This is a genomic window from Alistipes shahii WAL 8301 (assembly GCF_025145845.1).
Taxonomy (GTDB): Bacteria; Bacteroidota; Bacteroidia; order Bacteroidales; family Rikenellaceae; genus Alistipes; species Alistipes shahii.
In genome coordinates, this window is record NZ_CP102253.1 from 1,852,510 (window position 1) to 1,866,788 (window position 14,279).

15 protein-coding genes are annotated in these 14,279 nt (G+C 61.3%); 5 read left to right on the forward strand and 10 right to left on the reverse strand.

All coding sequences use genetic code 11. The features are described 5' to 3' along the window. Positions 1 to 17 precede the first annotated feature (17 nt). The 5 genes from hflX (at position 18) to NQ492_RS08070 (ending at position 5,932) form a co-directional block, all read left to right on the forward strand. Entirely contained in the window at positions 18 to 1,232 is a 1,215-nt protein-coding gene (hflX, locus tag NQ492_RS08050) for a GTPase HflX (protein WP_044054220.1), read from the forward strand. 23 nt (positions 1,233 to 1,255) lie between these two features. Further along, the gene (gene upp / locus NQ492_RS08055) at positions 1,256 to 1,912 is read left to right on the forward strand and encodes a uracil phosphoribosyltransferase (RefSeq protein WP_015546822.1); all 657 of its coding nucleotides are present in this window, start codon (positions 1,256 to 1,258) and stop codon (positions 1,910 to 1,912) included. A 136-nt stretch (positions 1,913 to 2,048) separates the two neighbouring features. Beyond that, positions 2,049 to 3,884 (forward strand): LTA synthase family protein, encoded by a 1,836-nt coding sequence (locus NQ492_RS08060; RefSeq protein ID WP_015546821.1) that lies wholly within the window; start codon positions 2,049 to 2,051, stop codon positions 3,882 to 3,884. 225 nt (positions 3,885 to 4,109) lie between these two features. Further along, positions 4,110 to 5,042 (forward strand): helix-turn-helix transcriptional regulator, encoded by a 933-nt coding sequence (locus tag NQ492_RS08065; RefSeq protein ID WP_022061437.1) that lies wholly within the window; start codon positions 4,110 to 4,112, stop codon positions 5,040 to 5,042. Beyond that, complete coding sequence (locus NQ492_RS08070; protein ID WP_015546819.1) at positions 5,039 to 5,932, forward strand: cation diffusion facilitator family transporter; 894 nt, start codon at positions 5,039 to 5,041, stop codon at positions 5,930 to 5,932. Before NQ492_RS08065 ends, NQ492_RS08070 begins: the two co-directional genes overlap by 4 nt. 181 nt (positions 5,933 to 6,113) lie before the next feature. Here the strand turns inward: NQ492_RS08070 and yidD are convergent, their stop codons facing one another. The 10 genes from yidD to NQ492_RS08120 all read right to left on the reverse strand — a co-directional run bounded on the left by yidD (position 6,114) and on the right by NQ492_RS08120 (position 14,267). Then, positions 6,114 to 6,374 (reverse strand): membrane protein insertion efficiency factor YidD, encoded by a 261-nt coding sequence (yidD, locus tag NQ492_RS08075; RefSeq protein WP_022061435.1) that lies wholly within the window; start codon positions 6,372 to 6,374, stop codon positions 6,114 to 6,116. Further along, the gene (locus NQ492_RS08080) at positions 6,331 to 6,699 is read right to left on the reverse strand and encodes a ribonuclease P protein component (RefSeq protein WP_015546818.1); all 369 of its coding nucleotides are present in this window, start codon (positions 6,697 to 6,699) and stop codon (positions 6,331 to 6,333) included. Before NQ492_RS08080 ends, yidD begins: the two co-directional genes overlap by 44 nt. A gap of 22 nt (positions 6,700 to 6,721) precedes the next feature. Next, the gene (locus NQ492_RS08085) at positions 6,722 to 7,516 is read right to left on the reverse strand and encodes a uroporphyrinogen-III synthase (RefSeq protein ID WP_083810199.1); all 795 of its coding nucleotides are present in this window, start codon (positions 7,514 to 7,516) and stop codon (positions 6,722 to 6,724) included. A gap of 103 nt (positions 7,517 to 7,619) precedes the next feature. Next, positions 7,620 to 8,600: a DUF4271 domain-containing protein gene (locus NQ492_RS08090; protein ID WP_015546817.1), complete on the reverse strand. Its 981-nt coding sequence runs from the start codon at positions 8,598 to 8,600 to the stop codon at positions 7,620 to 7,622. Then, a complete protein-coding gene (locus tag NQ492_RS08095; protein ID WP_015546816.1) occupies positions 8,600 to 9,775 on the reverse strand; it encodes a sensor histidine kinase in 1,176 nt (391 codons plus the stop codon). The genes NQ492_RS08090 and NQ492_RS08095 overlap by 1 nt, the downstream gene beginning before the upstream one ends. A 4-nt stretch (positions 9,776 to 9,779) precedes the next feature. Further along, complete coding sequence (locus tag NQ492_RS08100) at positions 9,780 to 11,441, reverse strand: S41 family peptidase (protein WP_015546815.1); 1,662 nt, start codon at positions 11,439 to 11,441, stop codon at positions 9,780 to 9,782. Continuing rightward, positions 11,434 to 11,907, reverse strand: coding sequence for a hypothetical protein (locus NQ492_RS08105; protein WP_015546814.1), 474 nt, complete (start codon positions 11,905 to 11,907; stop codon positions 11,434 to 11,436). Before NQ492_RS08105 ends, NQ492_RS08100 begins: the two co-directional genes overlap by 8 nt. 12 nt (positions 11,908 to 11,919) lie before the next feature. After that, positions 11,920 to 12,804 carry a 4-hydroxy-3-methylbut-2-enyl diphosphate reductase gene (locus NQ492_RS08110; RefSeq protein WP_015546813.1) on the reverse strand — a complete coding sequence of 295 codons (885 nt, stop codon included), beginning with the start codon at positions 12,802 to 12,804 and terminating at the stop codon, positions 11,920 to 11,922. 97 nt (positions 12,805 to 12,901) lie between these two features. Further along, a complete protein-coding gene (gene cmk / locus NQ492_RS08115) occupies positions 12,902 to 13,603 on the reverse strand; it encodes a (d)CMP kinase (RefSeq protein ID WP_015546812.1) in 702 nt (233 codons plus the stop codon). Then, complete coding sequence (locus NQ492_RS08120; protein WP_015546811.1) at positions 13,590 to 14,267, reverse strand: LysE family translocator; 678 nt, start codon at positions 14,265 to 14,267, stop codon at positions 13,590 to 13,592. Before NQ492_RS08120 ends, cmk begins: the two co-directional genes overlap by 14 nt. Positions 14,268 to 14,279: the final 12 nt, after the last annotated feature.

Sequence of the window (14,279 nt, forward strand, 5' to 3'; positions counted from 1 at the left end):
AATAAAATAGAATTGTTTTGGAAGATAATAAATTGAATCCCCAGCCTGTCGCCGCGGCCGATTGCCGCGAACGCGCCGTGCTGGTCGCCGTCATCCGCGACAACCAGGACCCGCGCCAGACCGAGGAGTTTCTCGATGAACTGGAGTTTCTGGCCGAGACGGCCGACATCTGTTCGGTGAAACGTTTCACCCAGCGGCTGCCGCAGCCTTCGTCGCGCATCTACGTCGGTCCCGGCAAACTGGAGGAGATCGCCGCGTATTGCCGGGAGCATGAAATCGACGTGGTGATCTTCGACGACGAACTGACTCCCTCGCAGACGCGCAACATCGAAAAGGAGATGCCCTGCCGTCTGCTGGACCGCACGCGTCTGATCCTCGACATCTTCATGTCGCGTGCCCGGACGGCTTACGCCAAGACGCAGGTGCAGCTGGCCAATTACGAATACATGCTGCCCCGGCTGTCGGGTCTATGGACCCACCTCGAACGCCAGAGGGGCGGTACGGGAACCCGCGGCGGCGCCGGAGAGCGCGAAATCGAGACCGACCGCCGCATCATCCGCAACCGCATCGCCAAACTGAAGGAGGACCTCAAGAAGATCGACCGCCAGATGGCCGTGCAGCGTTCGAACCGCGGCGCAATGGTCCGCGTGGCGTTGGTCGGCTATACCAACGTGGGCAAATCGACGCTGATGAACCTGATTTCGAAAAGCGAGGTTTTCGCCGAGAACAAGCTCTTCGCCACGCTCGACACCACGGTCCGCAAGGTGGTTTTCGACAATCTGCCCTTCCTGCTTTCGGACACGGTGGGCTTTATCCGCAAACTGCCCACGGAACTGATCGAGTCGTTCAAATCGACGCTGGACGAGGTTCGCGAAGCCGACCTGCTGGTTCATGTGGTGGACATTTCGCACCCGCAGTTCGAGGAGCAGATCGCCGTGGTGAAGCAGACCCTGCAGGAGATCGGCGCGGGCGACAAACCCGTCTATCTGGTTTTCAACAAGGTCGACGCCTATACTTATATCGAGAAGGAGGAGGACGACCTGACGCCTGCCACGCGCGAGAACCTCTCGCTGGAGGAGCTTAAAAAGAGTTGGATCGCACGGGCCAACACGCCCTGCATCTTCCTCTCGGCGCTGGCGAAGACCAATCTGGAAAAATTCCGCTCGGATCTGTACGGCATGGTGCGCGAGATTCACGCCGGGCGTTATCCGTTCAACAATTTCCTCTACTGACAACCAACCAAACCCACTCAACCATGACGTTGCATATCCTCTCCCAGCAGAACACCGTTCTCAACAAATTCATCGCAGAAATCCGCGACAAGCGGATTCAGCGGGATTCGATGCGTTTCCGCCGCAACATGGAGCGCATCGGCGAGATCACGGCCTACGAAATATCGAAAGCGTTCAGCTACAAACCGTGCGTTGTCGAGACGCCGCTGGGTGAAGCCACCGTCGAGATGATCGACGAGCAGATCGTGGTGGCGACGATTCTCCGTGCGGGACTTCCCTATCATCAGGGGTTTCTCAACTACTTCGACGACGCCCAGAACGCCTTCGTCTCGGCCTATCGCAAGAGCACCAAGGACGGCAAGTTCACCGTGAAGGTCGAGTACATCTCGTGCGGAAGCCTCGAAGGCAAGACATTGCTGCTGGTCGATCCGATGCTGGCCACCGGATCGTCGCTCGTGCTGACCTACAACGCCTTGTGCGAGAAGGGCGGTACGCCGGCCCATACCCATGTCGCCGCGGTCGTCGCCAGTGAGCAGGGGCTTGACTATGCCATGAAGAACATGCCGCGGCAGACCACCACGATCTGGACGGCCGTCGTCGACGAGGAGCTGACTTCGCGCTCCTACATTGTTCCCGGCATCGGAGATGCGGGAGACCTGGCCTACGGCGAAAAAATATAGTTTTTCGGTTTTATGCGGCTATTTCCGCACATCCCTTGCGCGTGACGATTGGGGCGTACTTTGGCGCTGCCCATCCGTCCCGTGCGGCGCGATGCCCGAAACCACCCTGTCTGAAATCAAAAAATAGGAATAAGTAATGCGCCGAAAATTCGCTTTCCTCGTTACCGTGTTCTGTGCGACCGTCCTCGCGATGGCCGTGCAGAAACCCGTCTTTATGGCGTGGTATGCCGCAGAGGCGGCCGGGGCGGGTTTCGGGGGCTGGATGGAGGTGCTGTGGCACGGGCTGACGCTCGACATGACCGTCGCGGGTTATGTCACCGCGCTGCCTCTCCTGGCCGTGCTTCTCTCGCTGTGGGTGCGTATCCCGGAACGGGTGTGGCGGGGCGTGCTGACAGCCTATTTTGCGCTGATCGCCGTGGTGACGGCCGTGATCTTCGCCGTCGACGTCGCGCTGTACGAGCATTGGGGGTTCCGCATTGATGCGACGGTGCTGATCTACCTCTCCGATCCCGAGGAGGCGATGGCGAGCGTCGATTTCTGGCTCGGCGTGCGGCAGACGCTGCTGGCCGCCGCGTATGCCGCGCCGATGCTCTGGGCCTACTGTCGCATCCTGCGCATTTTCGACGGACGTCCCGTCGGCTGGCGGCTGGCCCTGCCCGGAAGTCTCGTCGTCGTCGTGCTCGCAGGATTCGACTTCCTGGCGATCCGCGGCGGGCTGGGGGCCTCGGTGGCCAATGTTTCGAAGGTCTATTTCAGCCCCGTGCCGTTTCTGAACCATGCGGCCACGAACCCCGTTTTCTCGTTCCTGTCCAGTCTCGGCGACCGTGCCGACTATGCCGGCGAATACCCCTTCTTCGACGAAGAGACGCGGGCCGCGAAGTTCGACGCCCTGCGGGGCAACGGTCCGGCTGCGGGACCCACGGAGCGGGTGCTCGACACGCTGCGGCCCAATGTGGTGATCGTCATTCTGGAGAGCTTCGCCCGGACGGTGATGGACGCCGAGGTCGACGGAGAACCCGTCATGCCCAACATGCAACGGCTGAAACGCGAGGGCGTCTGGTTCGAGAATTTCTTCGCCAATTCGTTCCGCACCGACCGCGGCGAGGTGGCGATTTTGAGCGGATTCCCGGCGCAGACGCGCATGTCGATTATGAAACTCCCGGCCAAGAGCCGCAACCTGCCCTCGGTGGCGCGTTCGCTCGCGGGAGAGGGGTATAAGACGAGTTTCGCCTACGGCGGCGACCTCAATTTCACCAACCAGGCCTCCTACATGTACGCCACGGGATGGCAGGAGCTGATCTGGCAGAAGGACCTGCGCTTCGACGCCCCGGCTTCGGACTGGGGCTACGACGATCGGCTGATGTGCGACTGGTTCGCCGACCGCGTGATCGCGTTGAGCGAATCCCGCGAGCCGTTTCTCGCGGGACTGCTGACGTTGAGCAGCCATACGCCCTTCGACGTCCCCTATGCGAAGTTCGATGACCGGGTGCTGAACGCAATGGCCTTTTCGGACGACTGCGTGGGGAAGATGATCGACCGTCTGAAGGCTTCGCCCGCGTGGGAAAACCTGCTCGTCGTGCTGGTCGCCGACCACGGCTATCCCTACCCGCGGACGCTGGCCTACAACGAACCGCTGCGCCACCGCATTCCGATGATCTGGACGGGCGGGGCCGTCGCCCGGCCGCGTGTGGTGGAGGACTACGCCTCGCAGATCGACATTGCCGCGACGCTGCTCGCCCAACTGGGCGTTCCGCACGACGATTTCGATTACAGCAAGGACATTTTCGCACCGACCCCCCCCCGTAAGTTCGCCTACTACGCCTTCAACGACGGTTTCGGCGTGGTCGACGCCTCGGGCGAGGCGGTGTGGGACGCGACGGGCGGCCGTGCCGTGACGGAGACGAATCCCGAACTGCTCGACGTGGGGCGCACGATGTTGCAGACGACCTACGTGGATATCGGACGCCGCTGAAAATACCCTTTTTTAGGTATTGCGGCACGGCGCTTGTCCGCATATCTTTGTGGCGTCGAAATGAATACCTGATGGCAGGTATAAGTCCCCCTTGGCAAAGGGGGATTGGGGAGGATTGTCAATATGGAACCGGCGCGGTAGGCGCTGTAACGGGAATCCGGTGCATTCCATGTTTGAAATCCGGGCGAAAAAAATTCAATCCGATGCACCGGATTCACGTTGTCTATGTATAAAAATGGTGGATATGCGGGTGACGACCGGATGTGCGATCTGGTCTGCGACCGCTATGCCGTGTTGCAGGTGATGAGCCGTTTCGGCATTGCGCTGGGATTCGGCGACAAGACCATCGCCGAGGTGTGCGCCGAGAGCAGGGTGGACGCCGCGACGTTCCTCGCCGTGGTGAACATGCTGATGAACTTCGGCAACGGCGCGGAGCTGGCCGGCGAGGTCTCGGTCCGTTCGCTGACCGACTATCTGCACAACTCCCACGGCTATTTCCTGGACTTCCGGCTTCCGGCCATCCGGCGGAAACTGATCGAGGCGGTCGACTGCGCCCTAAGCGACGTTTCGTTCGCCATCATGCGCTTTTTCGACGAGTATGCCGCCGAAGTGCAGCGCCACATGTCCTACGAGGAGCAGACCGTTTTTCCGTATGTCGAGTCGCTGCTCTCGGGCGAGAAGAACACGGCCTATTCGATCGACATCTTCCGCCGCCAGCACGACCAGATTGATATCAAGCTGCGCGAGCTGAAGAATATCATCATCAAATACTACCCTTCGGGCAGCTCGAACGAACTCAACGGCGTGCTGTTCGACATCTTCAACTGCGAGCACGAACTCGCCTCGCACAACGCCGTGGAGGACGAACTCTTCATCCCGGCCGTCGAGCGGCTGGCGGCGGCGGGCCCCCGCACGGTGAAACCCGAGCCGTTGAGCGCCCGTGAAAAGGAGATCATCGTCTGCGTGGTGAAGGGCATGACCAACAAACAGATCGCCGATGCGCTCTGCATCTCGGCCCATACCGTGATCACCCACCGCCGCAACATTGCCGCGAAACTGCAAATTCACTCCGCGGCGGGACTTACGATCTACGCCATCGTCAACAAACTGGTCGAACTCTCCGAAATCAAGGACACCATAACCGATCCGCAGCCATGACACACGAACACCATCACCACGAGCGCACGGTTACGTCGCTCAACAAGGCCTTCATTCTGGGCATTGCGCTCAACGTGGCTTTCGTCGTCGTCGAATTCGCCGTCGGCCTCTCCTACGGCTCGATGGGCCTGCTGTCCGATGCCGGGCACAACCTTTCCGACGTCGCCAGCCTGCTGCTGGCCATGCTGGCCTTCCGGCTGGCGCAGGCGCAGGCTACGCCCCGCTACACCTACGGCTACAAGAAAAGCACGGTGCTGATCTCACTGTTGAACTCGGTGATCCTGCTGATCGCCGTGGGGGTTATCGTCGCCGAGAGCATCGGCCGCATGCTGCATCCCGCGCCGGTCGAAGGCGGCGCCATCGCCTGGACGGCGGGCGTCGGGGTGGCGATCAACGGCTTCACGGCGTGGCTGTTTCTGAAGGACAAGGACCGTGATCTGAATGTCAAGGGCGCATATCTGCACATGGCCGCCGATGCGCTGGTGTCGGTCGGGGTGCTCGTTTCGGGACTCGTGATCTCGTGGACGGGCTGGACGATCGTCGACCCTGTCGTGGGACTGGTCGTCGCCGCGGTGATCGTGGCGTCGGTCTGGTCGCTGACGCGCGACAGCCTGCGTCTGTCGCTCGACGGCGTTCCCGGGGAGATCGACGTGGCCGCGATCGGGCGGAAGATGACGGACGTTCCGGGCGTGAAGGCCGTCCACCACATCCATGTCTGGGCTATCAGTACGACGGAAAACGCCCTGACGGCCCATGTCATGCTCGAAAGCCTGTCCCGTATGGAGGAGGTGAAACACGATCTGAAAGACCTCCTGAACCATGCCGGAATCTCCCATGCGACGCTCGAATTCGAGTCCGCGGCCGAGCGGTGCGACGACCTGCACGATTGATCTGTCCGTCCGGGCCGAATCGTTCTGTTTAAAGGCGGAATCCCGACCCTGATCGTCAGGGTCGGGATTGTTTTTCTCCGAAAAGGATATGATCTTTATTGCCGGAAGGAAAATGGGTTCAAAAGCAAATGGTGACGCGACTCTTCGGAAGGAGGGGGCCGGTCGGCCGGCCGTTTTTGCGCTACGGCACGGGGTCGTAGCCGCTGCCGCCCCACGGATGGCACTTCGACAGCCGCCGCAGGGCGAGCCACAGTCCTTTCAGGGGGCCGTATTTGCGCAACGCCTCGAGCGCATACTGCGAGCAGGTGGGGGTGAACCGGCACGACGGGGGCGTGAAGGGCGAGATGCAGAGCTGGTAGAACTTCACCAGTCCGATCAGCGGCAGGGCGCAGGCCTGTTTAAAGATGCTCCACGACCGATTCCAGAATCCTGCGGACTGCATTTGCGACGGTTTTATAAGGCAGCGTCTCCTTCGACGAGTAGATCAGCGCCAGGTCCAGGTTGACCGGCCGGCCGTCGTGCAGAATCTGCTTTTGCAGGCGGTAGGCCTCCTTCGTGCGCCGCCGCACGAGGTTGCGTTTGTTGGCCCGTTTGTGGAACTTTTTGGGGACGGAAAAGAGCACCTCGACCGATTGCTCGGTGTCAGGCTCCGCGAACCACACGTAGCGGAACGGGAAGATGAAGCCGCTTTCGCCGCTCTCGAACAGACGGCGCACGGCCCCGAGCGAACGGAGCCTTTCGGTGCGGGGTAGCGAGTGTGCGGACATGGCGGCAGGGGGCTTGCGGCCCTTATTTGCGGGATTCCGTGGTCGGACGGCGCGTGCGGCCCTTCTTGGCCAGCTTGTGCTGCTGGCTGCGGATGAACTCTTCCTTGCGGGCGTCGGTAACCAGTTCCACCGGCTCGATCTCCTCGCCTTTCTGCACCTTTTGCAGATAGATGTCGATGGCCTTGACCATCGAGGGGGCTTCGGGCGTCGGGGCGTTGGCCAGCACGGTGATTCCGGCCCCGAGGGCGGCGCGCAGCGTGCCTTCGCCGAATACCGCCACGGCGGGCAGGCCGTCGGTTCCGAACTTCTCGATGAGGGTTTTCACGTCCGAGGGCGAATAGAGCGCCAGCAGGTCGTAGTCGGCCATTTTAACGTCGTCCAGATCCCCGGCGACCGTGCGGGCCAGGATGACGGGATCGAACGAGAGTTTGAGCTTGGCGAGCGTTTCCGGCAGTTCGGGTTTGTGGGGTTCGCTCAACGCCAGCAGGAATTTCTCCTCCTTGTGTTTGATGATCAGTTCGATGAGCGACGTGAACGAGCCGTCGGCAAACGAGATCTTGCGTTTGCGGTAGACGATGTATTTCTGCAGGTAGAGCGCTACGGCCTCCGTCTGGCAGATGTATTTCATGGTTTCGGGCACGGTGATGCGCGCCTCTTCGCAGATATGGAAAAAACTGTCGACTGTCGTACGCGATGTGAATATGACGGCCGTGTGCGTGAGTATTTCGACCCTTTGGGCGCGGAACTCCTTCAGGGAGACGCCTTCTACGCGGATGAAGGGCCGGTAGGCGATTTCCACGTGGTGTTTCTGGGACAATTCGTAGAACGGGGACTTTTCGATGACAGCGGGCCTCGGCTGCGAAACTAATACACTCTTTACTTTCAATGTTGCGAATTGATTTAGGTTTGTCTTTGCCGTTTCATCTTACTGCAAGCAGCCATAATAGGCTGACAGGGAAGACTTCCACGGTGCAAAGGTACAAAAACCAATGCAAAATCGAAACTTTTTTGGAAAGAAACAGGTTTAATGTCTCCTTGAGGTATAAGGCGGCCGCTGCGGCCAATTCGACGGCGATGATGCAGAACCAGACGCCGCCCGTGCCCTGCGGGCAGAGTGCGAAGAGCAGCAGCGGGGGTGAAATGAGGATCATCCCGAGGGCGAAACAGGTGCGTTTGAGCAGCATGAGCTGTGCGATGAAGGGCTGCGAGAGGGTCAGCGCTCCGGCCAGCCGCACGGCGATTGTCTGATAGGCGGCTATGCCCAGCGAGGCGAGCGAAACCAGCAGGCTGAAAATCAGGGCTGCGCCCTGCGGAATGGACGCTGCCAGCCGGCCGGGCATCAGCGTGTCGCTGTATTTGACCGCCGCGACGCCCAGAAAGAGCAGGCCGATGGCGGTGGCGATGTTCAGGAAACGCGAGTAGCCGCTTCCGCCCGGGTCCTCGGAGAAGCGTTTTCCCGTGGCCGCGTCGCGCGAGATGCGGCCCAGCAGCGTGCGCACGTCGCCCAGGTTGCGGTAGAGCAGCATGGCGTAGGTGGCGGCGAGCAGCAGCACGAAACTCTGGAAAACGGCGTTTTCCGCGAGCGGCGGAGGCGGTGCGAGCGGAATGCGTGCGGGTTCCGCGAGGGTCGATTGCGCTCCGAAAATTGCGGCGGAGGTCGTGTCGCGCCATTCGGAAGGGGCTGCACCGGTCGCTGCAACGGAGAACGGCGCGGAACCGCCGTCCGCAAAGGCCGGGTTTGCAAAGGCCGGATTTGCAAAGTTCGTTCCCGCAAAGGCCGTTTCCGCCCGGAGCGTATCCGGACCGGGGACATATCCCGTCCGGGCCGGTGCGTCCGGAGTTCCGGACACCGAGTCCGCCGCAGGCACTGCGGATTGCGTATGTGCCGGCGAGGAGTTCATCAGGCGAAGTGGCGTTTGAGTGTGATGCGAATGGTGGTTCCCTTGCCGATTTCGGAGTCGATGACGGCGATCTTACCCTGGTGGTACTCCTCGACGATGCGGCGCGAGAGCGACAGCCCGAGGCCCCAGCCGCGGGTCTTGGTCGTGAATCCCGGTTCGAAGATGCGTTTCCAGTTGCTCTTGGGAATGCCCTTGCCCGTGTCCTTCACGTCGATCATAACGCTCCTGTCGTCCGACGAAATCCGCACGTCGATGGCTCCGTGGCCTTGCAGGGCGTCGAGCGAGTTTTTCATCAGGTTCTCCACGACCCATTCGAACAGTGCGGCGTTGATGTTGGCCTGCACGGGGGCGATGGCCAGTCCGTTGTAGTCGAGCGTCACGTTGCGGGGAATGCGCTTGCGGAAATACATGACCGATTCGCCCACCACTTCGTTGATGTTCGCCGGGGTGAGGGGCGTCTCGGAGCCGATTTTCGAAAAACGGTCCACGATCTTCATCAGGTGCGTGAGGTCCTTGTTCATCTCCTCGACGGCCGTCTGGTCCACATCCTGCGAACGCAGGTATTCGATCCATCCCAGCAGCGACGAGGTCGGGGTTCCCAGCTGGTGGGCGGTCTCCTTGGCCAGTCCGATCCAGACGCGGTTCTGCTCGTCGTGCTTCGACGAGCGGAAGGCGATGAATCCCAGCGCGATGAAGGCTGTGATGACGAGGAGCTGCACGTAGGGGAAGTAGTAGAGCGACTTGAGCAGCGCCGACTTGCCGTAGAAGATGATGTGGTAATGCTGCGACGACCAGACGAACTTCACCGGGATCGGCGGGTTGTCGACCGAAAATTTGTCGATCTGTTTCCGGAGCCGTCCGGGATGGTTGATGATCTTCTCGGGGATGAGGTGCGAGTTGATGACTTCGAGGTTCTCGTTGGTGATGATGAACGGGATGTTGTTGCCGTTGGACATGATGTCGGCCACGAACGGGTCCTGGATCGAGCCGCCCAGCACGTCGCGCGTCACGCGCTCCATGGCGTGGGCCCACAGCGCTACGTCGTGCTGCTCCTTCTCCTTGAGCCGCCGGGCCATGTCGTTGGTGTAGAGCAGCGACAGGGCGCCGAGCGTCACCCCGACGACGATCACCACCACCCGGTTGCGGAACGAGAAGAATTCAGTCCTGATTTTCATGTCTTTACTTGCGCTTGGTGTCCTGCTCGCGGGTGATTCGGGCGTACTCTGCGGGATCGCCGAGCACCTCGACGGCCTTTTTCACCTCCTTGTCGCCCGACAGCGAGTGCTCGATCACGCCGGCCTGGTAGCCGTGGCGCATGACGATGTCGTTGTTGATCGTCTCGACGACCTGCGTGCGGTAGGTTTCGAGGTTGGTCTGCGTGTCGTCCTTCAACTCGGCCTCCACCTGCTCGAACTTGTTCTTCAAGTCGGCGAAACGGTCGTCCTCGGCGGCTTTTTTCAGCGCCTTGAGCGCCCGGCGGGTGTCCGATTCGTAGGGGACCTTCTTGTCTTGCATGAACTCCGCGAAGTCGGCGTAGTCCTTGTCCGTGATCGAGAAGGTGCGGATGTCGATCTGCCGGCCGGGGTTGCGGCGCGTGTATTCGTCGCCGAAATCCTCGATGAATCCCAGCGCGTAGAGCGTCAGGGCGAAGCGTGAAATGTACTCCGGGTCGGTCGCGATGTCGGGCATCACGCCGCCGCCGTCGTAGACCTTGCGGCCCGCGCGGGTCGTGAACTCCGAGATCAGCGAGTCGGGCACCGCGCGCACCGAACCTTCCTGCGAATGGGAGTAGTCGATGGCCTGGATGCAGCGGCCCGAGGGGATGTAGTATTTGGCCGTGGTGAGTTTGAGCATGGCATTGTAGCCCAGCGGTCGAGGCGACTGCACGAGTCCCTTGCCGAAACTGCGCTGGCCGATCAGCACCGCGCGGTCGAGGTCCTGCAACGCCCCGGCGACGATCTCCGCCGACGACGCCGAACTGCCGTTGATCAGCACCGTCAGCGGCAGGTCTGCAAGGATCGGCTCCGTGTCGGTGCGGAACACCTGCTTCGAATCTTCCGAACGCCCCTTGGTGCTGACCACCTCGGTCCCTTTGGGGACGAACATTCCCAGGATTTTGACCGCCTCCTGCATGATGCCGCCGCCGTTGGAGCGGTAGTCGAGCACAAGCCCTTTCAGCGGCCTTTCGGTGCGCAGCCGTTCGATGGCTGCGCGCATCTCCTCGTAGCATCCTTCGGTGAAGTCGCTGTGGCGGATGTAGCCGATGCCGTCGGCGACCCATCCGGCGTAGGGCACGCCCGGGATCGCGATCCGTTCGCGGCGGATCGCCGCCGTCTGCTGCGTGCCGTCGAGGTGCTCGACGGTCACTTTGACCTTGCTGCCCGGCTCGCCCTTGAGACGCGAGGAGACCTGCTCGGTCGTGAAGCCTTTGGCGTCCTTGCCGTCGATCGAGAGGATTTTGTCGCCGATCTTCAGCCCGGCCTTGTCGGCGGGCGATCCCTGGTAGGGCTGCGCGATGCGGACGTAGTCGTCCTTCTGGCGGATGAGCGCCCCGATGCCGTCGTACTTGCCCGTGGTGAGCAGTTCGAAATCCTGCATCCCCTCCTCGGGGATATACTCCGTGTAGGGGTCCAGGTCGCTGACCATGCCGGCGGCGGCCCCCTCCATCAGGCGGTCGGGGTCCACGGGGTCGACGTAGTTGAGCGACAGTTCGCGCATCATGTTGACGGCGATCTCCATGTTGCGGCCCAGCCCGAAGTCGTTGCGGGCGGCGAATGTCAGAAGTCCCGCGGCGCCGACAGCGGCCGCCGCAGTGAGCAGGTAACGGTATTTTCTAATCATTGCGTGTCATGTGTATATACGAATCGAGCCGGTACTGCACCCGGGCGACGCCGCGGCGGATGCCGTCGAGCACGATCCATTGTCCGTACTGTGAAACCTTTATCTCGTCTTCGCCCAGCAGCATCAGCTTCTGGCCGAAATTGTCGGCGCGGAAGGTCATCACCCCGTCCTCGTCCGAGCGCAGCGAAAAGCCTGCCGAGCGGAACGCGTTCAGGATCTGTTCTCGGTTCTCCTCGATGTCGCCCTTCACCCGGCGCACCACGAACCCGAATCTGGGGTAGACTGCCGCCAGCGCCACGATCGCCGCAAAGAGCATCAGGTAGCGGTCGGTGTGCAGCATGACGTAGAGCGTGTCGTCGAGCGACAGCGCCGAGGTCCCGGTCATCAGCATCAGCCCCATCAGGGCTATACAGAGAACGCACAGGGCGAAGAAATATTTTAACGAACGGACGATATACTTTTTCATGGCGGGCGATAATTATGAATTTTGGATTCTGAATTCTGAATTGAGGTTGCCGATTGCGTCGGCAACATCCTGCATCAGCCATTTGGGCGTCGACGTGGCGCCGCAGATGCCCACCGTCGCGGCCCCTTCGAACCATGCGGGGTCGATTTCCGAAGCCTCCTCGACGACGTGCGTGCGCGGGTTGGCCCGGCGGCACACCTCGGAGAGGACCTTGCCGTTCGACGACTTGCGCCCGCAGACGAACACCACGGCGTCGAACCGTCCGGAAAACTCCGTGAGGTGCTGTTCGCGGTTCGATACCTGCCGGCAGATCGTGTCGTCGATGTACACCTGCCCCGCATCGGCGGCCCGGCGGCGCATTTCGGCGCCCAGCCGTTCGAACAGCCCGATGCTCTGCGTGGTCTGCGAAAGGAAATAGACCGGACGCGAGAAGTCGATCAGCTCCAGGTCCTCCTCCCGTTCGATCACGATCGTCGGGTCCGCGACCTGTCCCGTGAGGCCCACCACTTCGGCGTGGCCCCGTTTGCCGAGGATCACCACCTGCCCGCCTGTGGGGCGCATCCGTTCGTGGGCCTCCTTCACGCGGCGTTGCAGCCGTGCGACCACCGGGCAGGTGGCGTCGATGATCCCGATGTTCATTTCCCGGGCGGCGGCGTAGGTCGTAGGAGGTTCTCCGTGGGCGCGGATGAAGAGGCGGCAGCCCGCCAGGTGCGGCATGTCGGCGTGGGTCACGGTCCGCAGCCCCAGCTGTTCGAGGCGCTGGACCTCGATGCGGTTGTGGACGATGTCGCCCAGCGAGTAGACCGTGCCGCCCTCCGCGAGGGCGCGTTCGGCCTCCGTGATTGCGCGGACAACGCCGAAGCAGAAGCCCGATTTATCGTCGATCTCAACACGCATAACTGCGTAGTTAAAAATTGAGAATGAAAAATTAAAAATTGGTTGTGAACCGATTCCGGCTTGCAGGCCGAGACCTGTGCCGTCGGATTTTTAATTCTTAATTTTTCATTTTTAATTGGAACTCGTTCATAAACCACGCCATCTGTTCGTCGACACTCATGTGGCTGTTGTCGAGCACGATGGCGTCGTCGGCCTGGCGCAGCGGCGATACGGCGCGGCTCATGTCGGCCTTGTCGCGCTCGCGGATGTTGCGTTCGACCTCCTCCATCGTCACCGACATGCCCTTGCCCGTCAGCTCCTTGTAGCGGCGGCAGGCGCGCACGGCGGTGTCGGCCGTCATAAACAGTTTCAGCTCGGCGTCGGGGAACACCACCGTGCCGATGTCCCGGCCGTCCATCACCACGCCCCGGCGGCGGCCCATCTCCTGCTGCATGGCCACCAGTTTGCGGCGCACCTCGGGGATGGCGCTCACGCGGCTCACGCAGTTCGAGACCTCGATGGTGCGGATCTTGCCCTCGACCAGATCGCCGTTGACGTAGATGTCGCTGGCCCCGCGCTCGGGGTTGAAGCGGAAGGTGATCGAAATGCGGTCCAGCAGCTTCACGACGGCCTCTTCGTCGACGATGCCCGAACGGATGGCCCCGTGCTCGAGGGCGTAGAGCGTCACGGCGCGGTACATGGCGCCCGTGTCGATGAAGATATAGCCCAGGCGGGCCGCGATGGCTTTGGCGAAGGTGCTTTTTCCGCACGACGAAAAGCCGTCGACGGCAATGATGATCCTGTGTTTAGTGTCCGACATTGGGGAATATATCAAAGAAGGTCGATAATATGGTGTAAATGCCTAATATGCCGATGATGAGTCCCGCGACGTGGTTGATCGTGAGCATGTGCCGCGGACGGAAGCGGCGGCGGAAGAGGTTGATGACGAAGGCCAGCAGGGTCCACCACGCCACCGCGCCGCCGAAGAACCCGGCGATGACGAACAGTGAGCGCATGAAGCCCCCGAAGGTGTGGTCGGCCATGTCGCCGCCCGAAATCTTGAACACCGCGAAGAAGGCCAGGATGTAGGGGATGACCATGATGAAATTGGCGATCGTAAGCCCGAAGATCGAGGCGAAATCCTGCCACAGCGAGGTTTTGCCCGCGCGGTTGCGGCGGATTTGCGGCACGGGATTCTGTGCGAAGATGAAAACGCCGACGATCACCACGAAGATGCCGCCGATCACCCGCAGCAGCGTGTTGTACTGTTCGATCTGGGTCTGGAGCATCGAGTAGAAGAACAGTGCGGCCATGGCCATGAACGTATCGGCGCAGGCGACGCCGATGCCTGAAACGATGCCCGAGCGGCGGCTTTTCGACAGCGTGCGCTGGATGCAGAGCACTGCCACGGGACCTACCGTGATCGAAGCGGCGACGCCTACGCAGATGCCGCGGAACAGGGTTTCGACGATTTCAAATGCCATTTTTTCGGTTTG